Origin of the sequence: Rubrobacter tropicus (assembly GCF_011492945.1) — a bacterium.
GTDB classification, from domain to species: domain Bacteria; phylum Actinomycetota; class Rubrobacteria; order Rubrobacterales; family Rubrobacteraceae; genus Rubrobacter_D; species Rubrobacter_D tropicus.
This window is the reverse complement of the sequence record NZ_CP045119.1, coordinates 1311686-1333940: the sequence shown is the minus strand read 5'-3', so window position 1 is coordinate 1333940 and position 22255 is coordinate 1311686. Positions and strand designations below refer to the sequence as shown.

General features: G+C 67.0%; 19 protein-coding genes. 2 read left to right on the top strand and 17 right to left on the bottom strand.

Features of this window, described 5'->3' with window-relative positions:
* Positions 1-37: 37 nt before the first annotated feature.
* Together GBA63_RS06480 and GBA63_RS06475 are read left to right on the top strand one after the other, a co-directional pair.
* Positions 38-1264, top strand: coding sequence for a cytochrome P450 (locus tag GBA63_RS06480; RefSeq protein ID WP_166174541.1), 1227 nt, complete (start codon positions 38-40; stop codon positions 1262-1264).
* 106 nt (positions 1265-1370) lie between these two features.
* Positions 1371-2159: a class I SAM-dependent methyltransferase gene (locus GBA63_RS06475; protein ID WP_166179882.1), complete on the top strand. Its 789-nt coding sequence runs from the start codon at positions 1371-1373 to the stop codon at positions 2157-2159.
* A 22-nt stretch (positions 2160-2181) separates the two neighbouring features.
* Here the strand turns inward: GBA63_RS06475 and GBA63_RS06470 are convergent, their stop codons facing one another.
* The 17 genes from GBA63_RS06470 to guaA all read right to left on the bottom strand — a co-directional run bounded on the left by GBA63_RS06470 (position 2182) and on the right by guaA (position 22252).
* Positions 2182-5703 carry a PAS domain S-box protein gene (locus tag GBA63_RS06470; RefSeq protein ID WP_166174539.1) on the bottom strand — a complete coding sequence of 1174 codons (3522 nt, stop codon included), beginning with the start codon at positions 5701-5703 and terminating at the stop codon, positions 2182-2184.
* Positions 5704-5886: 183 nt separating this feature from the next.
* Positions 5887-7107, bottom strand: a complete 1221-nt coding sequence (locus GBA63_RS06465; RefSeq protein WP_166174537.1) for an IlvD/Edd family dehydratase — start codon at positions 7105-7107, stop codon at positions 5887-5889.
* A gap of 7 nt (positions 7108-7114) precedes the next feature.
* Entirely contained in the window at positions 7115-8572 is a 1458-nt protein-coding gene (gene gatB, locus GBA63_RS06460) for an Asp-tRNA(Asn)/Glu-tRNA(Gln) amidotransferase subunit GatB (protein ID WP_166174535.1), read from the bottom strand.
* Between the two features lie 180 nt (positions 8573-8752).
* Positions 8753-10201 carry an Asp-tRNA(Asn)/Glu-tRNA(Gln) amidotransferase subunit GatA gene (gatA, locus tag GBA63_RS06455; RefSeq protein WP_166174534.1) on the bottom strand — a complete coding sequence of 483 codons (1449 nt, stop codon included), beginning with the start codon at positions 10199-10201 and terminating at the stop codon, positions 8753-8755.
* Positions 10201-10482, bottom strand: a complete 282-nt coding sequence (gene gatC, locus GBA63_RS06450) for an Asp-tRNA(Asn)/Glu-tRNA(Gln) amidotransferase subunit GatC (protein WP_207957104.1) — start codon at positions 10480-10482, stop codon at positions 10201-10203. Before gatC ends, gatA begins: the two co-directional genes overlap by 1 nt.
* Before the next feature lie 184 nt (positions 10483-10666).
* Positions 10667-11860 carry a putative manganese-dependent inorganic diphosphatase gene (locus tag GBA63_RS06445; RefSeq protein ID WP_166174530.1) on the bottom strand — a complete coding sequence of 398 codons (1194 nt, stop codon included), beginning with the start codon at positions 11858-11860 and terminating at the stop codon, positions 10667-10669.
* On the bottom strand, positions 11791-12288 hold the full coding sequence (locus tag GBA63_RS06440; protein ID WP_166174528.1) for a CBS domain-containing protein: 498 nt from the start codon (positions 12286-12288) through the stop codon (positions 11791-11793). The genes GBA63_RS06445 and GBA63_RS06440 overlap by 70 nt, the downstream gene beginning before the upstream one ends.
* 39 nt (positions 12289-12327) lie before the next feature.
* A complete protein-coding gene (locus GBA63_RS23530; protein WP_266096306.1) occupies positions 12328-12954 on the bottom strand; it encodes a 3'-5' exonuclease in 627 nt (208 codons plus the stop codon).
* Positions 12954-14477 carry an ATP-dependent helicase gene (locus GBA63_RS23525; RefSeq protein WP_228282334.1) on the bottom strand — a complete coding sequence of 508 codons (1524 nt, stop codon included), beginning with the start codon at positions 14475-14477 and terminating at the stop codon, positions 12954-12956. The genes GBA63_RS23530 and GBA63_RS23525 overlap by 1 nt, the downstream gene beginning before the upstream one ends.
* A 46-nt stretch (positions 14478-14523) precedes the next feature.
* The gene (locus GBA63_RS06430) at positions 14524-15030 is read right to left on the bottom strand and encodes a class I SAM-dependent methyltransferase (protein ID WP_228282487.1); all 507 of its coding nucleotides are present in this window, start codon (positions 15028-15030) and stop codon (positions 14524-14526) included.
* A 154-nt stretch (positions 15031-15184) separates the two neighbouring features.
* Positions 15185-15634 (bottom strand): RrF2 family transcriptional regulator, encoded by a 450-nt coding sequence (locus tag GBA63_RS06425; RefSeq protein ID WP_166174526.1) that lies wholly within the window; start codon positions 15632-15634, stop codon positions 15185-15187.
* A 115-nt stretch (positions 15635-15749) separates the two neighbouring features.
* Positions 15750-16442, bottom strand: coding sequence for a phosphate signaling complex PhoU family protein (locus tag GBA63_RS06420; RefSeq protein ID WP_166174524.1), 693 nt, complete (start codon positions 16440-16442; stop codon positions 15750-15752).
* A 3-nt stretch (positions 16443-16445) separates the two neighbouring features.
* Positions 16446-17201 (bottom strand): phosphate ABC transporter ATP-binding protein PstB, encoded by a 756-nt coding sequence (gene pstB, locus GBA63_RS06415; protein WP_166179878.1) that lies wholly within the window; start codon positions 17199-17201, stop codon positions 16446-16448.
* A gap of 150 nt (positions 17202-17351) precedes the next feature.
* Positions 17352-18275: a phosphate ABC transporter permease PstA gene (gene pstA / locus GBA63_RS06410; RefSeq protein WP_166174522.1), complete on the bottom strand. Its 924-nt coding sequence runs from the start codon at positions 18273-18275 to the stop codon at positions 17352-17354.
* Positions 18275-19222: a phosphate ABC transporter permease subunit PstC gene (gene pstC / locus GBA63_RS06405; protein WP_207957103.1), complete on the bottom strand. Its 948-nt coding sequence runs from the start codon at positions 19220-19222 to the stop codon at positions 18275-18277. Before pstC ends, pstA begins: the two co-directional genes overlap by 1 nt.
* A gap of 127 nt (positions 19223-19349) precedes the next feature.
* On the bottom strand, positions 19350-20399 hold the full coding sequence (locus GBA63_RS06400) for a PstS family phosphate ABC transporter substrate-binding protein (RefSeq protein WP_207957102.1): 1050 nt from the start codon (positions 20397-20399) through the stop codon (positions 19350-19352).
* A 332-nt stretch (positions 20400-20731) separates the two neighbouring features.
* Positions 20732-22252: a glutamine-hydrolyzing GMP synthase gene (gene guaA, locus GBA63_RS06395; protein WP_166174521.1), complete on the bottom strand. Its 1521-nt coding sequence runs from the start codon at positions 22250-22252 to the stop codon at positions 20732-20734.
* Positions 22253-22255 lie beyond the last annotated feature (3 nt).

Sequence of the window (22255 nt, the reverse complement as noted above, 5' to 3'; positions counted from 1 at the left end):
AGGACGACCGTTTCGTTCGCGGGAGCGAGGAGGCCAGGTGACCGAGAGGATCGACGCCAGGGAGACCGACGAGTTCTTTCTGAACGTCCCGGAGAAGCTCGACGACCCGTTCCCCGACCTCGCGTACTTCAGGGAGAACAGGCCCATCTTCTACCACGAGACGCTGGACCAGTGGTTCGCCTTCGGGCACGAGGACGTCTCGAAGCTCTTCTCGGACCCGAGGATGAGCGCAGACCGGATGAAGGGGTTCGTAGACGCGGCGCCCGAGGAGGTCAGGGAGGATCTGAGAAAAGTCGCGCCGTACCTGGAGATGTTCGTGCTCATGAACGACGAGCCCGACCACGCCAGGCTTCGGAAGTTCCTGCACCGCGGCTTCAATGCGGAGGCCATACGGGGCCTCCGGGGTCAGATCCAGCAGATCGCCGACGAGCTTCTGGACCGGGTGCGGGAGACTGGAAGGCTGGACGACTCGGCTGATTTCGCCTTCCTGTTGCCGGCGTACGTGCTCTCTGACTTTCTCGGTTTCCCCGAGAAGGACAGGGACAGGGTGGTGCAGTGGTCCGTCGACTTCATAGGGTTCTTCAACGTCGTGCCGATAACGGTCGAGACGACCCGCGACATGGTGCGAAGCGCCACGGAGATGATCGGGTACACCAAAGAACTCCTCGCCGAGAGGCGGGAGCACCCGCGGGAGGACTTTCTCGGGCTGCTTGCCGGCGCGGACCCGGCCGAGATCTCCGAGGAAGAGGTGGTCGCGAACGCGATGCTCTTGCTGCTCGCGGGCCACGTCGCCCCGAGGAACCTGATCGGCAACGCCGTCTACTTGCTCCTCACCCACCCCGACCAGTTCGCAAAGCTGAAAGAAGACCCATCCCTGCTCGACGGCGCGATAGAGGAGACCCTCCGCTACGAGCCGCCCGTTACCCTGATCCCCCGCATAGCCCTGGAAGACGTCGAGATGGGCGGCGAGACCATCCACGCCGGCCAGATCGTGCAGCTGAGCATCGCCTCGGCCAACCGCGACGCCGCCCGCTTCCCCGACCCGGACCGCTTCGACATCACGAAGAAACGCGGTCCCACCCTCAGCTTCGGCCACGGCCCGCACGGCTGCCTGGGGGCGCTGCTCGCGATGGAGGAGGCCAGGATCTCGCTGGCGACCCTCTTCCGCCGCATGCCGGACCTGCGCCTGGACGACGACCGAGAGATAAAGTGGTACCGCAACGCAGCCAACCGCGGCCCCGACTCGCTGCCGGTGGTGTTTTAGAGGCTTCGGGCTTCGGGTCGCCCCTTTCGGGGGCTCTCAGGCTTCAGGGGTAGGAAGTCGGGACTTGGCCACGACCACGACATCTGATGCCTGTAACCTGATGCCTATGAACCACGAGGAAGTAGGCCGTTACTGGGACGAGAACGCCGAGGCGTGGACGGAGCTGGTCCGCGCCGGCTACGACCACTACCGCGACGGCCTGAACACGCCGGCTTTCCTGCAGATGCTGCCGGACGTCGCCGGCCTCTCCGGCCTCGACGTCGGGTGCGGCGAGGGACACAACACCAGGCTTCTGGCCGGCCGTGGGGCTCAAATGACCGGCATCGACATCTCCGAAACCTTTATCCGACACGCCGCGGAGGCGGAAGAAGACGAACCGCTCGGCATCCGTTACGAGCGGGCGAGCGCCGTGAAACTCCCCTTCAAAGATGAAACGTTCGACTTCGCCACGGCTTTCATGAGCCTCATGGACATACCCGAGACGGATCTCGTGCTCGCCGAGGTCTTCCGCGTGCTGAAGCCCGGCGGGTTTTTCCAGTTCTCGATAGAGCATCCGTGCTTTGCTACCCCGCACAGCAGGACCCTTCGGGACGAACGGGGACGCGCCTACGCCAGAGAAGTGGGACGATACTTTCAGAGGTCGAACGGAGAGGCGCAAGAGTGGACCTTCAGCGCCGCCCCGCCGGAGGTCCGCGAGAGAACACGTCCCTTCCGCGTCCCCCGCTTCACGCGGACCCTGGGCGAATGGTTGAACCTCCTCGTCGAGGCCGGTTTCGTGCTGGACCGATTCGGAGAGCCTTATCCGACCGACGCGGCCGTCAGGGAACGCCCGCGGCTGCAGAACGCCCAGGTCTTCGCGTTGTTCCTGCACGTCCGGGCGAGCAAGCCCGCCTGAGGGGCGGGCCTGCAGGCCCGGTTCAGCCTTTGAGCAGGAGCGTCGAGAACTCGGCGCGGGCTTCTTCGAAGTCGGTTTCGAGCCTGTCCAGGAGCGCCGGGGCGGTCGAGAGGTCGCTGTCGCGGCCCGCCTCTTCGAGGAGCCTGGCCGTCTCGGACATCCTCGTCGCGCCGAGGTTGCCCGAGCTTCCCTTGAGGGTGTGGGCCGCGCGTTCCACCGTCCCGGCGTCTTCCCTTTCGAGGGCCTCCCGCAGGGTTGCCAGCCGCGGCGGGGTATCCTCCTCGAAGACCTCGACCAGCTCGGTCAGGAGGTCCGGGTCGCCTTCCTCTTGCAGGCTACGGAGATTTTCGAGGACGGCGTCGTCGAGCACGGATCGGCCGTCGGGCTCCGGTGGTGGAGATTCGCCCCTCTCGGCGGGGGGGCGGGTCCAGCGTTCGAGGACGGCGTCCAGGTCCTCGGTCTTGACGGGTTTGGAGACGTAGTCGTCCATGCCGGCCGAGAGCGCCTTCTCCCGGTCGCCGGCCATGGCGTTCGCCGTCATGGCTATGATGGGGGTGCGCCTCTTCTCGCCCTGCAGGTTTCGAATGGCCGCGGTCGCCTCGTAGCCGTCAAGCTCCGGCATCTGCACGTCCATCAGGACGGCCGCGTACTCGCCCTTCGAGACCGCCTCCACGGCCCGGCAGCCGTCGGGGACGACGTCGACGCGGTAGCCGAGGTTCTCCAGCATGAGCGTCGCGACCTTCCGGTTGATGGGATTGTCCTCGGCGAGCAGCACGCGGGACCGGGAGAAGGCCGCGTTCTCGCGCAGGGTGTGGCGCGTTACCAGGGGGCGCTCGGCGGCCCCGTCGGCATCGCGGGCGAGGTCCATGACCGCCAGGATCGCGCCCCTAAGCTCGCTCTGCTTTACGGGTTTGGTCAGGTAGGCCTCTATGCCCGCGCGCCTGGCCTCCTCGCCGTCGCCCCGCTGCCCGATGGAGGTCAGCATGACGAGCCTCGGCGCCGGGAGGTCCGGGGTGGCCCGGACCCGGCGCGCGAGCTGCACGCCGTCCATGCCGGGCATCTGCATGTCCAGCAGCGCGAGGTCGTAATGCCTGCCGCGCGAAGCCGCCACCCGAAGCTCTTCGAGGGCGGCGGGGCCGCCGTCGACGCTGCAGGACTCCATCCCCCAAGAGGCCGTCTGCTTCTCGAGGATCCTGCGGTTGGTGGCGTTGTCGTCCACGATCAGGACGCGCAGCCCGCGCAGCTCCCTCGGTTCGAAACCCACCCCCGGCGCCGGCGCGGACGAGTCGTCCTGCTTCCCGAGGGGCAGCGAGAAGTGGAAGGTGCTGCCGGCGCCGGGCTCGCTCTGTACGCCTATCTCGCCCCCCATGAGCTCGACCAGGCGCTTGCTTATGGCGAGGCCCAGGCCCGTGCCGCCGTAGCGCCGCGTCGTCGAGGCGTCAGCCTGGGAGAAGGATTGAAACAGGCGACCCCTCTGCTCCTCGGTCATGCCGATGCCGGTATCCTGGACCGAGATGCGCACGGTCGCGCCCTTTGGCGTCTCCTCCACGAGGCTCGTGCGGACCACCACCTCCCCCTCTTCGGTGAACTTGATGGCGTTGCCGAGGAGGTTCGTCAGGACCTGGCGCAGGCGGAACGGGTCCCCGGTCAGGTTGGTGGGCACGTCGTACTCGACGAAGTTGATCATCTCCAGCCCCTTCTCCTGCGCCCGTCCGGCGAGCATGCCGACGACGTCCTCGACGGTCGCCCGCAGGTCGAAGTCCAACTCCTCGAGCGAGACCTTGCCCGCCTCGATCTTGGAGAAGTCCAGGATGTCGTTGATGATCACCAGCAGGTTCTCGGCCGACGTCGCGACCGTCTTCGCGTACTCCCGCTGCTCCTCGTCGAGCCCAGTGTCGAGGAGCAACTCGGTCATGCCGATGATGCCGTTCATGGGGGTGCGTATCTCGTGGGACATGTTCGCCAAAAAGTCGCTCTTGGCCCGGCTAGCCTCCTCTGCGGCGTCCCTGGCGACCTCCAACTCTTCCTCGTACCTTTTTCGCTCGGTGGTGTCGCGGATGATGCCGGTGAAGAGGATGTCTCCATCCTCGCGCATCTCCCCGATCGAGAGCTCCAGGGGAAACTCCTCGCCGTTTTTCCTCAGGCCGGCCAGGGCGACCGGACCCATGCCGACGACGTGGGCCTCCCCGCCCCCGAGATAGCGGCGGAACCCGGCCTCGTGCGAGCCCCGGAAGCGCGCCGGCATCAGAACGCTCAAGGGCTGGCCGACCACCTCGTTGGCGTCGTAGCCGAAGGTCCGCTGCGCGGCGGGGTTGAAGGACCGGACCCGGCCGTCCGAGGTCATCGTGATGATCGCGTCCTGGGCCGTCTCGACGACGGCCCGGTTGCGCGCCTCGCTCTTGAGCAGGGCCTCCTCGGCCCGCTTGCGCTCGGTGACGTCCGTGATGGCCGTTATCCTGACGGGCCTGTTCTTGTAGACCGAGGGACGGGCCCGCACCTGCGCCTCGAAGGGAGTGCCGTCCTTCCTCGAGACGGTGACCTCGTAAGGCTCCTCGGACTCCTCCCGGATCCTGGCCGCCACGAGCCCGCGAGATTCCGGGGCGACGAAGTCCGTCGCGGCCATTCCGACGACCTCCCCGGGTTCGTACCCGAACATCTCCACGAAGGCCCGGTTCGCCACCAGCACCCGCCCGTCCTCGACGATCACGATCCCCTCGAAGGCCGCGTCGGAGAGGGCGCTGGCGCGCTCCTCGCTCTCGCGCAGCGCCTCCTCGCTCTCGCGCAGGTCGTCGGCCTGGGCCGAGAACCTCCGGTCCACGAAGGAGGCGAGGAGGACGAGGCCGAGCACGATCAGGGTCGCGAGCCCGATGCCGACGCCGAGCGCGAAACGGTCGAGGTCGGAAGAGACCCCGGCGGCGCGGGTCGGCGTGAAGTCCACAGCCCACATGCCGACGTAGTGCATCCCGACGATGGCGGCCCCCATGACCAGCGCGCCCACCCCCTTGAGCGCGAGCGCCCCGCGCCCGCCCTCCCTGTTGAGGCGGAAAGAGAGGTACAGCGCCGCCACCGAGGCGACCACGGCTATGGCGACCGAGAGCGCGACGAGGGCGAGATCGTACCCGACCGTCGCCGCCATCCGCATCGCGGCCATGCCCGTGTAGTGCATCCCCGCGATGCCGACGCCCATGACCGGGCCCGCCACGAGCAAAGGGAGCCACCCCGACAGGCCGCGCGCCACCACCAGGAGCGCGAGCCCGGAGGCGGCCACGGCCACTACGACGGAGAGCAGGGTCGTCGGGACGTGGTAGGTGACGGACATCCCCATCTTGAAGGCGAGCATCCCCGTGAAGTGCATGGACCAGATGCCCGCGCCCATGGCCAGGGCGCCGCCGGCCAGCCACAACTTCCTCGTCCTTCCGCCCGAGGTCGCGACGCGGCCCGCAAGGTCCAACGCCGCGTAGGACGCGAAGACCGCGACCACGTAGGAGAGCGCCACCAGCCAGGGGTCCCACCCGACGTGCGCCAGCATCTCATGGTTGTTCATCTATGATCCTCATCTCAATGTCCCTGGCCGGCTTCCGAAAGGCGCGCCGGCCCGTATTCCGCAACCCCGACGAATACAACACATCCTCGTTCTCGGCTTTGTACGTAGGTACACACAGGCCCGGATCAGCCCAGGCGTTTCGCGAAGCGCGCGAGAAACCCTTACGCACCGCCCTTACCGAGACTACCCGAAACCGGCCCCCTCCAGGGCGGGCAGCGCCTGGCGGACGTAGCGGGCCGCGTAGCCGCCGCCGGCGCAAAGGGGTATCTCCAACGGCTCCCTCGACCGGAACTCGTCCGCCCCGACGTCGGTGCGGATGCTCCCGCCGTCGAGGTCCAGCCGCAGCCGGTCCCCGTCGCGCAACCTCCCGATCACGCCCCCCGCCGCCGCCTCGGGCGAGAAGAGCGAGGCCCAAACCCCCGCGACGCCCTCCGGTGCGAGGCCGTCGGTGACCACCGGCGTACCCAAGCCCGCCTCCCCGAGCGCCGCCCCCAGATCGTCCAACCCGAGAAGCCCCGGCCCCCCGCGCGGCCCGCACCCGAGCACGACGAGCAAGTCGTCGGCACCCACCCCTCCCCCACGCACCGCGCGAACGGCGGCCCCCTCACCGACGAAGACGCGACACCCGCCGGCCACCTCCGAGACCCCGTCGGGGGCCCGGCAGACGGCCTCGGCCCCGGAAGCCCTCGCCCGAACGAAGGCGAAGCGGTGTTTACCGCCCGGGACCGGCGCGGCCGGCGGCAGGCCTTCTTTCAGCCTTCCCGAGACCGTCGGAACGTCGTGCAGCGCATCGCCGAGCGAGGTGAGGAGGGTGGGGACCCCGTGCTCAGCGACCCATCCTGGGTCCGTGGAAGGGGTCTCCGGCGCGAGCACGCGGGCCATCTGCGAGAACCCCGCGACGCCGGCCTCCCGGGCTAGGGCGGAGAGGTGGACGAGGAGTCCCGGCCCGCCGCCGGCCGCCACGCCCGCCCGCAGCGCGTTCGCGAGCGAGAAATTGTCCAGCAGTTCGCCGGGACGCGGCCCTCCGCCGCGCGAGATCCCCGCCACCGCGTCCGCAGCGTCCCCCGACAAAGGCACGAACCCGAGCGCCGTCAGGGTGGCCGAGAGAGGGGCGCCGGGCGGGGCGGCGCAGACCGTCGGCAGGCCGAGCCTGGCGGCGGCGAGGAGCATACCGAAGATCTCCTCCGGGTCGGCCGGGGCGAGGAGCAGGGCCTGGAGGTCGGTGTCGGCGCAGGAGATCTCCGCGGCGTCGGCCACCCACTCCCGCGCGAGGGCGACGCCTCCGGCCGGCCTGGCCTTCGGCAGGCGAAGGGGGACGGGCTCGGCCCCTGCGGCGAGGACGGCGTCGGGGTGGCCGGAGGGTTCGAAGAACGGTATACCGACGGCGGGCGCCGGGGGCGTCAAGGGGTGATCAGGAGCCCAGTTTCCGGAGGAGGAGCTCGCGGGCGCGTCCCCCGTCGGCGTTGCCCCGGGTTGCTTTCATGACCTGGCCCATAAGGAAGCCGACCACCTTCTTGTCCCCGTTTCGGACGCGCTCGGCCTCGTCTGGGTTGGAGGAGATCACGCCATCCACCACCCCGTCGAGCTCGTCCGCCTCCACGGAACCGAGCCCCTCGCGCTCCACGACCTCGGAGGGGCGTTCACCCGTCTTGAAGACCACGTCGAGCACGGTCCTCGCGGCGGAGCGGGAGACCTTGCCGCTGCCCACCAGCCCGATCAGCTCTACCATGTGCCCAGGCGTCACCTTCGAGTCGGAGACGCCCGTCCCCGACTCGTTGAGAAGAGCCCTGAAATCTCCCGAGATCCAATTGGAGGCCTGCTTGGGGTCGGCCTCGGAGGCGACCTCTTCGTAGAACGCGGCGAGTTCCCTGTCCGAGACCATGACGCCCGCTTCGTACGGAGAGAGGCCGTACCGCTCGACGAACCGGGCGCGCATCGCGTCGGGCAACTCGGGCATCCTCTCCCCTATCTCCCCGACGTAGGAAGCCGAGAGCTCCAGCGGCAACAGGTCCGGCTCGGGGAAGTAGCGGTAGTCGTGGGCGAACTCCTTGCTGCGCAGCTCGTGGACCTCGTCGGTCTCGGGGTCGTAGTGGAGGGTCGTCTGCTCCACGCGGCCCCCGCCGGCCAGGATCTCCTCCTGCCGCTGGAGCTCCGCGGCTATGCCCTTCTCGACGAACCGGAAGGAGTTCATGTTCTTGAGCTCGGTCTTGGTGCCGAAGGAGCCGTCCGGGTTGCGGATCGAGACGTTGGCGTCGCACCGGAGTTGGCCCTTCTCCATGTCCGCCTCCGAGACGCCTATCGCCCGCAGGATATCCTTGAGGTGGTTGGCCGTGGCGCGGGCCGCTTCGGGGGAAGGGATGTCCGGCTCGGTGACGATCTCCATGAGCGGCGTGCCGCCGCGGTTGAAGTCGACCAGCGAGCCGACCGAGCCGTGCATCCGGCCCGAGGTGCCGACGTGGACGTTCTTCGCCGCGTCCTCTTCGAGGTGCAGGCGCGTGATGCCGACCCTGATCGTCTCGTCGCCGAACGGCACGTCCAGATGCCCGCCCAGGCAGATCGGCTCGTCGAACTGGCTGATCTGGTACCCCTTCGGCAAGTCGGGGTAGAAGTAGTTCTTGCGCGCGAAGACGGCCCGCTCCGAAACGTCGCAATTCAGCGCGAGCCCGGCCATCACCCCGAGCTCTATGGCCCTCTCGTTCGCGACCGGCAGGGCGCCAGGGTGCCCGAGGCAGACGGGACAGGTGTGTGTGTTGGGCGGCTCGCCGTACGTCACCCGGCAACCGCAGAACATCTTCGTCCTCGTCGCCAGGTGGACGTGGAACTCGAGCCCTATGACCGCCTGGTAAGTCCGTCTCTGCTGTGTCTGCAAAACGTTAACCCTCCACCGCGCGTTGCCTGATCGCACAATTCTAGCACCGGGTACCGGGCACCAGATGCCTCCGCGAACCCGCTCCTACCGCCCCCCGTAGACCCCACCGGCGACGTGCTCGTTGCCGGCGGCCGCCGCCTTCTCCACCTCCAGGTGGTCTTCCGCGCCCAGGGACACCGGCTACGGCCTCGGCGCGAACTCGAAGCCGGCCGCCTGTTCGGCGGCGCGGGCGGCGCGGAGGAGCATCGGCTCGGTGAAGTGGTCGCCCATGAGCTGCACGCCGACGGGGAGGCCGTCGGCGAGGCCGCCGGGGATGCTTATGGCGGGTACGCCGGCGAGGCTCGCCGGGACGGCGCAGATGTCCTGGAGGTACATCGCGAGCGGGTCGTCGGTCTTGGCCCCGATCTCGAACGCCACAGACGGCGAGGTCGGGGAGACGAGGACGTCGTAGCGGGCGTACGCGTCGCGGAAGTCCTCGACTATCTTCGTCCTCACCTTCTGGGCCTGGGCGTAGTAGGCGTCGTAGTAGCCGGAGGAGAGGGCGTAGGTGCCCAGCATTATTCGCCGCTTCGCCTCCGCCCCGAAACCGGCCTCCCTCGTCTTGCGGTACATCTCGTGGACGCCGTCCGCCTGCACCCTGAGGCCGTACCTGACCCCGTCGAAGCGGGCCAGGTTGGACGAGACCTCGGCGGGCGCGATGATGTAGTAGGCCTCAAGCGCGTAGTAGGCGTGTGGCAGGCTCACCTCCCCAACCTCGGCCCCGGCGGCCTCGAGCCCCGCGGCGACCTTGCTCACCACCTCGCGCACGCCGGCGTCGATGCGCTCGTCCATGAGCTCCGTTACGACGCCGACCCGCAGGCCTTCGACGCCGGCGTCAAGCCCCGCCAGGTAGTCGGGGACCTCGACGTTGGCGCTCGTGGAGTCGCGGGGATCGTGGCCTGCTATGGCCTGCAGGAGCAGCGCGGAGTCCCTGACGTCGCGGGTCATCGGGCCTATGCAATCGAGGGATGAGCCGAAGGAGATCAGGCCATAGCGGGAGACCCGCCCGTAGGTTGGTTTCAATCCCACGATGCCGCACAGCGCCGCCGGCTGCCGCACGGACCCGCCGGTATCCGTCCCGAGAGCCCACCATCCCTCGCCCGCGGCCACGGCCGCCGCCGAGCCGCCGGAAGAACCGCCAGGGACCCGGTTCAGGTCCCACGGGTTCTTCGTCGGGCCGTAGGCGGAGTTCTCCGTCGAGGAGCCCATGGCGAACTCGTCCATGTTCGCCTTTCCGACCATCACCGGGGCATCGCCGAAGTTTTTGAGCGCCGAGGCGTCGTAGAGTGGCGTGAACTCTTCCAGGATCTTCGACCCGCACGTCGTCCTGACCCCGCGCGTGGAGAGGACGTCCTTTACGGCGATCGGCACGCCCTCCCACGGCCTCACGCCGCCGTTCCGAAGCAGCCCGTCCACCCTGCCGGCCCGCTCCAGCGCCAGCTCGGGCGTCGTCGTGACGAAGGAGTTGAGGTCGCCGTCCACCTCCTCGACGCGCCTGTTGGCCGCCTCGGCGGCCTCCCGGACGGATACCTCGCCGGCGTCCAGCTTCCCGGAGAGTTCGTGGGCGGTGAGGCTCAGAAGATCCGCCATCAGTCGATCCTTGGAACGGCGAAGAGGTCGTCGACCGGGTCGGGCGCGGGGGCGAGGGCCTCTTCTTTGGGAAGCTCGGGCCGGGGCTCGTCCGGGCGCAGGACGTTCGAGAGGTTCAGGGGGTTCGCCGTCGGCGGGGTGTCCGCGAGGTCGAGCTCCCGAATCTTCTCGATGCTGTCGAGGATAGCGTCGAGCTGCCCCCCCATCTCCCTCACCTCCTCCTCCGTCAAACCAAGCCGCGCCAGGCTCGCCACGTGTCGCACCTGTTCCTCGGATATCATCCGCAACCTTTCGCTGTAGTCGTAACGCTGTCTTGTAAGGTATCAGGCTTCAGGTTACAGGTTTCAGGGGCAAGGTTCGATGCCCGTAACGGCAACCCGGGCGTCCTTTGAATCCCTGGGGCCGGCTTTCGGGCGGGGTCGCTCCCCAACCGCTGATGCCTGACACCTGTAGCCCGAAGCCTACCTACAAAATCGCCAGCAACGCTGGCGCCACCTGCTTTTTGCGGCTCATTACGCCGGGCAGGTCTATGGCGCCCTCTCTTGCCCGGGCGTCGAAGGCCTTCTCGACGGGGGTGCAGTTCCCGACGCAGAGCAGTTGCGTACCGCCCTCGGTTATGTCCGTGACCATCAGCGCGGAGAACACGTAGTTGTTCTGGGCGCGGAGCCCTTCGAGGGCTTCGAGGAGATCGTCCTTGCGTTCGAGGAGGCCCGTGCCGACGGTCTCTATCTGGGAGACGCTCACCTTGTCGCCGGAGCTCGTCCCGTACTCCTTGGCGTCGCGGTTGACGATCTCCTCGGCCGCGAGGTCCGACACGTCCGAGGAAGCCTCGAACATCTCCCGGCCGAAGTCTTCCGCGTCGAGGTCCAGCAGCTCTTCCAGGACCTTGACGACCTCGCGGTCGCGGTCGGTGGTTGTCGGGGAGTTGAGGATCACGGTGTCGGAGAGGATGGCCGCCAGCAGCATCTTCGCGGTTGATTCCTCGGGGCGCAGGCCGGCGGCCTTGAAGCGCTCGACTATGAGGGTCGCCGTGGAGCCCACGGGGTCGAAGGTGGCCAGTATGGGGGAGGTCGTCTCTATGTCGCCGACGTGGTGGTGGTCCAGGATCTCCACGACGTCGGCCTTCTCGACGCCCTTGACGCTCTGGCCGATCTCCGCGTGGTCGACCAGCAACACGCGCCTGGGCTTCGGGTTCAAGAGGTCGGTCCTGGTGACGACGCCGATCGGCACCTTGTTCTCGTCGACGACGACCGCCGCGCGGTAGTGGACCTCCATCACCTGCTCGGTTATCTCGGTCAGGAGGTCGTCCGGGTGGACCGTCAGGGGGTTCTCGCTCATCACCTCCCAGCACGGCACGGAGAGCTGTATGAGGCGGCTCGTGACGTAGGAGTCCAGCGGCGAGAGGACCACCGTGGTCCCCTGCTCCCCGGCCATCTCGAGTACCTCGTCCTCGGGCCTTACCCCGTTGGAGATCACGACGACGCCCGCCCCGAGCTCTATCGCCCGCCTCTGGGCCTCGGGCCGGTCCCCGACGACCACTATGTCGCCCTGTTTCATCGATTTGCCCATCGAGTCCACGCCCATCGAGATCACCCACAGCTGCCCCGAGCTCTCGCGGTCCTCCCCGGCGAGCAACTCCCCTTCGAGCACCTCGACCATCGCCCCACGCTCACCGGGCTGTCCTTGAAGGAGGAGGCCCCCCTCGACTCCCTGACGTACATGCGCGCCAGGTTCCGCTCGGTGATGATGCCGACGAGCGAGCCGTCATCGTCCACCACGGGAAGCTGGCTTATGTTGCGCTGGGCCATCGTAAGTCCCACGTTGCGAAGCGGATCGTACTTGTGGGCGATGGCCACGTCGCGGGCCATAACGTCCTTCACGCGGAGCATGATGTGCCGGATCTTCTTCGGGGATCTCGCCCCGCTCTTCTCTAAAGCCCACTCGGTCTGCGGGTTGACGTCGCCCAGCCGGGCCGGCGCGTACTCGTTTTCGGGGTCGACGAGGTTCTTGAACTCCGCGTACCCGATGGCCGACGCTATGGTGTCGGTGTCCGGGTTCTTGTGTCCTGTAACGTAGACGTGAGGCATCGCGACTCTCCTGTCAAGCTATCTGTTATGGGGCCGGGATCACACCTTGCTCAACGGGGCCATCTCGGGGATAAAGGTCTTCTCCTCCGCCCCGAACCTGACGACGACCTTCCCACCGCCAGCCTCGACCACCTGCCCGACCCCGAACTTGGCGTGCCTGACGGTCTCCCCGGCGCTGTAGTCGACCCCGGCGGACGCGGCCTTCTGGAACCCTCCCCCGCCGCTCCGCCCGAACGAGGCCACCCCCCAGCCGCCGCGTCCCGCGGCCGACCCGGTCGGCACCGCGCCGGACTTGTACTCGTCCGGGATCTCCGACAGGAAACGGGAAGGCATCCTGTACTCCCGCTCGCCCCAGTTGCTCCTGAGCTTGGCGTGCGTGAGCGTGAGCGTCTTCTTGGCCCGCGTGATGCCGACGTAAGCGAGCCTGCGCTCCTCCTCCAGGTTCTGCTCGTCCAGGGAACGCGCGTGCGGGAACGTCCCCTCCTCCATCCCGACCACGAACACGTGGTCGTACTCCAGCCCCTTCGCGTTGTGCAGCGTCATCAGCGTAACGCTCCCCCCCTCAGAGGTGAGGGCGTCCTGCTGGGTGTAGAGCGCCTGCTCCTGCAAAAAGCCGTCGAGCGTGGGCTCGGGCTCGACCCGCTCGTACTCGCGGGCCGCGTTTATTAGCTCTTCGAGGTTCTCCAGCCTGGACTCGGACTCGATAGTGTTCTCGGCCTTGAGCTCCCCCGGTACCCGGACTCGTCCAGGACCGCCCCGATAAGCTCGGCCGGCGGCACCTCCCGCGCCGCGACCCGCCAGCCCTCGAACAGCCCCCGTAAGGACGCGCACGCCTTCGCCGCCTTTCCGGCCAGACCCGCAGCAGAGGCTTCGGCCAACGTCTCGTACAGGGAGATCTCGTTGCGGCGGGCGTGGTCCTGGAGCTTCGCCACGGAAGTGTTGCCGAGGCCCCGTTTCGGGACGTTTATTATCCGTTCCAGCCCTACCGAGTCCGCGGGGTTGGAGACGACGGCGAGGTAGGCCATGGCGTCCTTGATCTCGGCCCGCTCGTAGAAGCGGACCCCGCCGACGATCTGGTACGGAACCCCCTCCCGCACGAGCACGTCCTCCAAGGCCCGGCTCTGGGCGTTGGTCCTGTAGAACGCCGCGATGTCCCGCGGCGAAGCCCCCCGCCCCGTCAGCTTCTCGATCTCCGCCACGACGAACCGCGCCTCCGCGTACTCGTCCGTGGCCGCGAACACCCGAATGCGCTCCCCCTCGCCCCCTGCCGTCCAGAGCTCTTTGGCCTTGCGCGAGGCGTTGTTCGCCACAACCGCGTTCGCCGCGTCCAAAATGGTCTGCGTGGAACGGTAGTTCTGCTCCAGCTTCACCACCTTCGCCTCGGGATAGTCCCGCTCGAAGTCGAGGATGTTCCGAATATCCGCTCCGCGCCAGCTGTACACTGACTGATCGTCATCGCCAACGACACATAAGTTACGATGTTTTGCTGCGAGGGTGTTGACGAGGCGGTACTGGGCGTGGTTTGTGTCCTGATACTCGTCTACGTGGACGTACTTGAAGCGGGTCTGGTAGCGGTCGCGGACCTCGGGGAAGAGTTCGAGCAGGGCGACGGTCTGCATGATGAGGTCGTCGAAGTCCATCGCGTTGTTCTCGTAGAGGCGGCGCTGGTAGAGGTCGTAGACCTCGGCGACGTTCTCGGCGATGTAGCCTTCGGTGTTGCGGAGAAAGTCGTCGGGCGACATCAGGACGTTCTTGGCGGAGCTTATCTGGGCCTGGAAGGAGCGCGGGTTGAACCTTTTGGGGTCCTTGCCGAGTTCGACGATGCACCGTTTTACGAGGCGGACCTGGTCCGCGCCGTCGTAGATGGTGAACTCGCGCTTGTAGCCGAGTTTCTCGGCGTGGACCCTGAGGATGCGGGCGCAGAAGGCGTGGAAAGTCGAGACCCACATCTTCCTCGAATCCGGTCCCACGAGGAGGGCCACGCGCTCCTTCATCTCGCGGGCCGCCTTGTTGGTGAAGGTTATGGCGAGGATCTCCTCGGGCGCGGCCAGCCCCTGGTCGATGAGGTAGGCGACGCGGTGGGTGAGCACGCGGGTCTTCCCGCTGCCGGCGCCGGCCAGGATCAGTAGCGGACCCTCTGTGCTCTCTACGGCGTCTAGTTGCGTCGGGTTTAAGGATTCCAGAAGCATTGGGGAAAAAGTATAGCAGCACGGCCCACCCGTTCCCGCCGGGGGCTCACCCCCCGCGGACCCGGTGCAGCAGCACCGTGACGTCCCTCTCCTGCCCTTCGACGTCGACCGTCGCCTCCTCCGTCTCGAAGGAAAAACCGGCCTCCCCCATAAGCTCCCTGAAGAGCGGCTCCCACCTGCGACCGGGGTCGGCGAAGAGCGCCTCGCCACCGGGTTTCAACAGCCCGGGCACGAGGCCCGCCAGCGCCCGCGCGCTGCCCTCTTCATAGAGCACGTCGGCCGCGAATACCAGGTCGAAAGGCCCGTGGTCTCCCACGTCCGGGGCGCGCCAGTCGAGCAGGGAGGTTGCGGGCGAACTCCCGACGTTCGTCCGGGCGTTGTGGCGGGTAAAGTCGAGGGCCGCTTCGTAATAATCGGTGGCGAGGACGCTGGCGCCGCCTTCCATCGCGGCGACGGTCGCGAGCCCGACACCGCACCCCAGCTCGATGGTTCGTCTGCCGGCCAGATCGTCGCCCGAGAGGCGGCGGGCCAGGGCTATGGCGCTCGGCCAGATCTCGGCCCAGTACGGGAGCCTGTCGTCCTCGTCGAACTCCCGCTCGTCGATCAGGGCGTCGGCGACCGAAGGGTGGGTAATGCGGTAGCGCCTCTCCCCTACCTCTACGGTCGATTCGGCAAGGTCCGTACGGCCCTTGAGGTGGGCCTTCAGGCTATCGACTCGCGTGGGCGGCCTCGTGCCCGGCGCGGCTCTCGCGCTCGGTCTCGGCGAGCTGGGCTATGCTGTAGCGGCCGAAGACGGACTCCAACGCCTCCCTGGCCTCGTCCCAGACCTTGCTCGTCACGCACAAAGGGGCGTCGGACATGTAACAGACGCCGCCTGCGGAGCAACGGGCCGGACGGACGGCGCCGTCCAGGATCTCCACGACGTCCAAAACCGAGATCTCCTCGGGCGGCATCGCGAACCGGTACCCACCATGCGCCCCGCGCCGGCTTTCGAGCAGCCCTTCCCTCCGCAGCTCGCAGAGTATCTGCTCCAAAAACCTCTCGGGAATGCGCTGCAGGCGCGCGATCTCCGCCACGCCCAGGGTCCCTTCGTGACCGCTAACGGCGAGCTCGACCAGCGCCCTAACCGCGTACTTGCTCTTCTGCGTAAGCCTCATGCCACAACACCATCCACTTGCGAAACGTATTACCGACGATTGTAACAGACGCAGGCTCCTCCCTACGGTCGTCTTGGGGCGAAGCGGGCTGACAAGCTGTCCGTAGGGCAGCGTGCTATTCCGGGCCTATGTCCCTTTCGAGGTACTGGCGCATGGCGTCTTCTATGCGTTCGCCGGTGACGAGAAAGACGGTGCTGCCCCCGACGTCGACGCCGTGGTCGGCTATGCGTTCGAGGTAGTGGACGATGAGGGCGGCCCGCATCCGCCACTCGGGGGAGCCCGCGCCCGCGTCGGAGGGGTTTGCTATGAGGTTCATCGCCTCGGAGTAGAGGAGGTCGACCTTGTCGTCTTTGGCCTGCAGGTTCCGGGCGCGCTCTATGTCCCTGTCCCTGAAGATGTCGAGGCCCTCGTTGAAGATGTTCCGGGCCGTGCGGGCCATCTCCAGGAGGGCGGCCTCCAGGTCCTCGTCCCGCTCGGATTCGGCCGTCTCCACCAGCGCCTGGCAGATGTGCTCCGTGAGGGCGCCCGAGCGGACGAGGTGGTTGGTCAGGGATTGGGCGGTGTAGAGGAGCCTGAGGTCGCGGGCGACCGGGGCCTGACGGGCCTGCAGGATCATCGAATCGCGCTCGAGCTCGGCCCCGCGGGCCTTGAAGCCGAGGTCCACCCCGAGCTCCTTGGCGGCCAGGTCCGCGTCGCGGGTCTCCATCGCCCTGACCATGTTCTCCAGCGAGGCGCTCACCTCCCCGCCGAGGTTCAGGATGTCGGTTATGAGCTGGTCGAGCTCGTGTTGAAAACTCTCTCGAGGCATGGGCTAGCCGAACCGTCCCGTGACGTAATCCTCCGTCTCCTTCCGGTCGGGGTTCGAGAAGATCTTCTCCGTCTCGTCGAACTCCCACAGGCGGCCCGGATCACCCATATTCACTATGTAGAAAAAGCCCGTGTAGTCCGAGATGCGGGCGGCCTGCTGCATGTTGTGCGTCACGATCACGACCGTGTAGCTCTTCTTCAGCTCGGCCATGGTGTCCTCGATCTTCTGCGTCGAGACCGGGTCGAGCGCGGAGGCGGGCTCGTCCATGAGAATCACCTCGGGCTCCACCGCGAGCGTCCTGGCGATGCACAGACGCTGCTGCTGACCGCCGGAGAGGCCGTAGCCGCTCTCCTTCAGGCGGTCCTTGACCTCGTCCCAGAGGGCCGCCTGGCGCAAGGAACGTTCTACGAGCTCGTCCAGGTCGCCCCTGAAGCCGTTGATCTTGGCCCCCCAGGCGACGTTGTCGTAGATGGATTTCGAGAACGGGTTCGGTTTCTGGAAGACCATGCCCACCCTCCGCCGGATCACCACGGGGTCGGCGTCCTTGGCGTAGATGTCCTGGTCCCCCAGCGTCACCGTCCCTTCGGCCCGGGCCCCGGGGATGACCTCGTGCATCCGGTTCAGGCAGCGGATAAACGTGCTCTTCCCACAGCCCGAAGGCCCGATGAGGGCGGTCACCTTGTTCGCCTGGATGTCCATGCTCACGTCGGTTACGGCCCGAAACCCGCCGTAGAACGCGGCGAGGTCTCCTATCTTCATGCCCAACGTGGAGCCGTCTCCCTGGGCCGCGCCGTCGCCTCCCGGCTTCACTTCTCTGCGCTCCTCGGAAACTTCGGACACCCTGCGCCCCTCCCTGGTCTTCTGAAACTCCACTAGGCTAACACCTTTCCTTCGCGCGTGGGCATCCCATCAACTACGCCTCTGGTACCTGTTACGCAGCACTATAGCCGCGGAGTTCGCGACGAGTAGCACCACCATGATCACCACTATCCCGGCCGCGGCCGAATCCTGAAAGACCTGCTGCGGGCGGCTGATCCAGTCGTAAATCTGCGTGGGAAGCGCCATGTAGCCGTCGAGTGGGCCGGCGGTGGCGTAGGTCTGGTAGAGGGCCACGCCGACGACCAGGATCGGGGCGGCCTCCCCTATGGCCCGCGAGAGCGCCAGGATGATGCCCGTCAGCGCTCCGGGCAACGCCATCGGCAGCAGGTGGCTCCGGATCACCTCCCACCTGGTGGCCCCGAGCGCGTAGCCGCCCTCCCGTATGGCGCGCGGGATGGCCCGCAGGGCCTCCCTGGTGGCGACGATGATCACCGGCAGGATCAACAAGCTCAACGTGAGCGCGCCCGAGAGGACGCTCGCCCCACCGGTTACCGGCGCCAGCAACTGCACGAAGATGCCCAGCCCCAGCAGCCCGTAGATCACAGACGGCACCCCGGCCAGGTTCGATATATTGATCTCGATCATGCGGTTGATGCGCGTATCCTCGGCGTACTCCTCGAGGTACACCGCCGCCCCGAGCCCGAGCGGCACGCTTATCAAAAACGTCAGGCCGAGGAGCCACAGCGAGCCGACGAGCGCCGGGTAGATCCCGCCGTTCTCCGGGAAGATCTGGGACGGGAAGCTCGTCAGGAAGCCCGGGCTCAGCATGCCGGAGCCGTCCCTGACCACGTCCACCAGCAGCACCGCCAGCACGGCGATGCCCAACAGCGCCGCCACGGTCACCACCACGGTGAAGACCCGGTCAAAGCCGTATCGGGCGGCCATGTTGGCCTTGAAGTGCGGCCCTCCGGTCCCCTCTTTCGATCCTTCCGCCCGTCTGCTTCCCTGGGCCATTAGTAGATCTCCCTGAATCGCCGGACAAACCAGTAGCTGATGAGGTTGAGGGCCAGGGTCATGAGGAACAACGCCGACCCTACCGCGAAGATGGACTTGAAGGCCACCGACCCGCGCGGCGTCTCGCCGCCCACCACCTGCACGATGTACGCCGTCATCGCCTGCATGCCCTCCAGGGGGCTCCCGAGCCAGTTCGCCTGGGCGCCCATCGCGATGGTCACGATCATGGTCTCCCCGATGGCCCGCGAGACCCCGAGGATCACCGCCGCCACTATCCCCGAGAGCGCCGCGGGTATGACGATCTTGGTGGCCGTCTCGCGCCTGGTGGCGCCGAGCGCGTAGGCGCCCTCCCGCAAGCTGCGCGGCACGGCGTAGATGGCGTCCTCGCTGACCGAGGCCACCGTCGGGATGATCATGACGCCCATGATGAGGCCGGGGGCGAGCGCGTTGAACGTGTCCATGCCGGGGAACAGGCTGTCCTTGAAAAACGGCGTGATGAAAGTTAGGGCAAAGTAACCGTAGACCACGGTGGGAACGCCGGCGAGGATCTCGAGCGCCGGCTTGAGCCACCGCCGCAGGGAGTTCGGGGCGTACTCGCTCAGGTAGATTGCCGTGAGCAGCCCGATCGGTAGCGCGACGGCTATGGCGATAAAGGTGGCCATCAGCGTGCCGTACACGAGCGGCAAGACGCCGAACTCGCCCCTGGAGGGCACCCACCGCGTGGAGGTCAAGAACTCCCAGACGGAGACGTCGAGAAAGAACCGGACGGTCTCTTCGAAGAGGACGATGACGATCCCGACCGTGGTGAAGATCGACAGGTAGGCGCAGGCCGTGAGCAGCACCTTTACCACCCGCTCTCTGACCTCCCGGGCGCGGCTGTTACGCCGCCAGTCGCCCTCCCTGGACCTCGCTCCTCGCGCCTCGACGGCCAATCTCGATCCCTCCAACGTTTCCTTTATCTGCCCGGCAAGTGCCGGTAGAGCCCGAACAAAATACGTAGGACGAGGGGCCGGCTTGCCACCGGCCCCCGTCGATAGTCCCTATTTTAGCAACCTCCGGCCCACCGGCAAAACGTTACTGCGCCTGCTCGAGCGCCGCCTGCAGGTCGCCGCCCTTGGGCTCGCCCTCCTCGGTGAACACGGTGCCGGTGGTACGGTCCTCGTACTGGGCCCGCGACTCCTGCGCCAGGCTGTCGGGGAGGGTCACGTACTTCGCGGCCTCCACGAGCCTGTTCAGGTTCCCTTCCGCGAGATAGAAGTCCACGAACGGCTGGACCGCGTCGTTGTTCTCCAGCGCCTGCGTGCTTACGTAGATGAACAGGGGACGGGAGAGCAGGTACTCGCCGGAGCGGATGGTATCCGCGCTGGGCGAAACCCCGTCGATGGACAGCGCCTTGAGGCTGTCCCTGTTGTTCTCGTAGTAGGAGTAGCCGAAGTAGCCGAGCGCGTTCTGGTCGCCAGAGACGCCCTGGACGAGCACGTTGTCATCCTCGCTGGTCTCGACGTCGGAGAGCCGGCTCGTCTCCTCCTCGTTCTGGATGATGGCCTCGTTGAAGAACTCGTAGGTGCCGGACTCCGTGCCGGGGCCGTAGAGGCTGATCTCCTGGTCGGGCCACTCGGGGTTGACCTGACTCCACCGCGTGACCTGCCCCTCGGCGGCGGGCTCCCACAGCGTCTTGAGCTGCTCGGCAGTGACGTCCGTCGCGAAATCGTTCTCGGAGTTGACCACCACGGAGATGCCGTCGAAGGCGACCGGGATCTCGATGAACTCCACCCCGTTCTCCTCGCACACCGGGACCTCCTCGGCCACGTCTATGGGCCTGGATGCGTCGGAGATCTCGGTGTCGCCCTGGCAGAAGGCCTCGAAGCCGTCGCTGGTGCCCGCGCCGCCGACCTGGATGCGCGCTTCCGGGTTCTGCTCCCGGAACAACTCCGCCGCAGCCTGGGTTATCGGTTGCACCGTGCTCGATCCCTGGATGGAGATCTCGCCGGAGACCTCCTCACCGCCACCGCCGCCTCCACCCTGACCTCCGCCGCCACCGCCACCGCAAGCGGCCACGACGAGCGACAAGGCCAGCACCAGAGCCGCCACTACAACGAACCTCGCGCGCAAGATCCTACTCAACCCGTATCCTCCTTGGACTCCGACTACTGAAGACTGTCCTTCGACGTTCAAGGCAGGATGATATGGGATCGGGACAGGCATTTAGTTGCAGTTATGTAAACTCCACGCTAAATCGAAGTTAAATGGCTCGTCGGCATTTCAGCCGGTCAGCCGGTCAGCAAACAGGCCACGCCCCACCCCTCTTTTTGGCCCAAGAAACGTCCGATAGGACTACCCCGGTAGCCTCATCGAGCTCGGCTACGAAACCCCGTCAAAAGGCTGACCTGCTGAGATGCTGACCTGCTGAGATGCTGACCTGCTGAGATGCTGACCTGCTGAGATGCTGGCACGCTTCACTCCCACTCGATGGTGCCTGGCGGCTTGCTCGTGATGTCCAGGGCGACGCGGTTCACGCCCGGGACCTCGTTGATGATGCGGTTGCTTATCTTTTCGAGCAGGTCGTAGGGGAGGCGGGCCCAGTCGGCGGTCATGGCGTCGTCCGAGGTCACGGCCCTTATGACCACGGGGTAGGCGTAGGTTCGGGCGTCGCCCATGACGCCCACGGAGTGGATGGCGGGGAGGACGGCGAAGCTCTGCCAGAGGTCGCGGTAGAGGCCCGCGGCCCGGATCTCCTCCTGCAGCACGGCGTCGGCCCGGCGCAGTATCTCCAACCTCTCCGCCGTGACGTCGCCTATTACCCGGATCGCGAGCCCGGGCCCGGGGAACGGCTGGCGCCACACGAGCCGCTCGGGCATCCCGAGCTCCGCCGCGACCACGCGGACCTCGTCTTTGAACAGGTTCCGTAAGGGTTCGACGAGGTCGAGGTCCATGACCTCGGGCAGACCTCCGACGTTGTGGTGGCTCTTTATCTTCGCCGCGTCCCGGGTACCGCTCTCTATGACGTCGCTATATAGGGTGCCCTGGACGAGGAAGGTGGCGTCCTCTATCCCCCTGGCCTCCTCTTCGAAGGTGCGGATAAACTCCTCGCCGATGATCTTGCGCTTCGCCTCGGGGTCCGTGACCCCGGCGAGCTTGTCCAGGAAACGCCCCTTGGAGTCCACGTGGATGAGCGGAACCTCCGAGTTCTCCCCGAACGCCTCGATCACCTGCTCGGCCTCGTTCTGGCGCAGTAACCCGTGGTCGACGAAGACGCACGTCAGGTTGTCCCCGATAGCCCTGTGGACGAGCATCGCGGCGGTGGAAGAATCTACCCCGCCGGAGAGGCCGCAGATGACCTTCCGCTCGCCGACCTGGGCCCTGATCCTCTCGACGGCGTCGGTGATGATGTTGACCGGCGTCCAGTCGGGCTTGCAGCCGCACGCCTCGAAGAGGAAGTTCTTGAGGATCTCCATCCCGTATTCCGTGTGGCGGACCTCGGGATGGAACTGGACGCCGAAGCGTCCCCGTTCCGGCTCTTCAAAGGCGATGATCGGCACGGAGGGCGTCTCCGCCGTTACGGTGAAACCTTCCGGCGCGGCGAGGACCGCGTCACCGTGGCTCGTCCAGGCCTTCTGGCCGTCCGGGGTGCCGGCGAAGAGACCCTCGTGGTCCTTGACCAAGAGGTCGGAGCGGCCGTACTCCCGGATCTGGACGGCGCCAACCTCCCCGCCCAAAGAGAGCGCCATGTGCTGCATCCCGTAGCAGATGCCGAGCATGGGAACGTCGAGGTCGAAGAGGTCATCTTCCACGCGCGGGGCGCCCTCGCCGTAGACGGAGTTCGGGCCGCCGGAGAGGATGATGCCCTCGGGGTTGCGGCGTCTGATCTCCTCTACCGGCGTGTCGTACGGGATCATCTCGGAGAAGACGCGGCACTCGCGGACCCGCCTGGCTATGAGTTGGGAGTACTGACCGCCGAAGTCGAGGACCAGGATCACCGC

Excerpts from the sequence above, each read along its gene's own strand:
- GBA63_RS06425 (WP_166174526.1), bottom strand. The coding sequence starts at position 15,634 with ATGAGGCTTACGCAGAAGAGCAAGTACGCGGTTAGGGCGCTGGTCGAG.
- gatC (WP_207957104.1), bottom strand. The coding sequence starts at position 10,482 with ATGATATCCGAGGAACAGGTGCGACACGTGGCGAGCCTGGCGCGGCTT.
- pstA (WP_166174522.1), bottom strand. The coding sequence starts at position 18,275 with ATGGCCCAGGGAAGCAGACGGGCGGAAGGATCGAAAGAGGGGACCGGA.
- GBA63_RS06470 (WP_166174539.1), bottom strand. The coding sequence starts at position 5,703 with ATGAACAACCATGAGATGCTGGCGCACGTCGGGTGGGACCCCTGGCTG.
- GBA63_RS06445 (WP_166174530.1), bottom strand. The coding sequence starts at position 11,860 with ATGGTCGAGGTGCTCGAAGGGGAGTTGCTCGCCGGGGAGGACCGCGAG.
- GBA63_RS06420 (WP_166174524.1), bottom strand. The coding sequence starts at position 16,442 with ATGCCTCGAGAGAGTTTTCAACACGAGCTCGACCAGCTCATAACCGAC.
- GBA63_RS06475 (WP_166179882.1), top strand. The coding sequence starts at position 1,371 with ATGAACCACGAGGAAGTAGGCCGTTACTGGGACGAGAACGCCGAGGCG.
- GBA63_RS23525 (WP_228282334.1), bottom strand. The coding sequence starts at position 14,477 with ATGCTTCTGGAATCCTTAAACCCGACGCAACTAGACGCCGTAGAGAGC.
- gatA (WP_166174534.1), bottom strand. The coding sequence starts at position 10,201 with ATGGCGGATCTTCTGAGCCTCACCGCCCACGAACTCTCCGGGAAGCTG.
- GBA63_RS06440 (WP_166174528.1), bottom strand. The coding sequence starts at position 12,288 with ATGCCTCACGTCTACGTTACAGGACACAAGAACCCGGACACCGACACC.
- pstB (WP_166179878.1), bottom strand. The coding sequence starts at position 17,201 with ATGAAGATAGGAGACCTCGCCGCGTTCTACGGCGGGTTTCGGGCCGTA.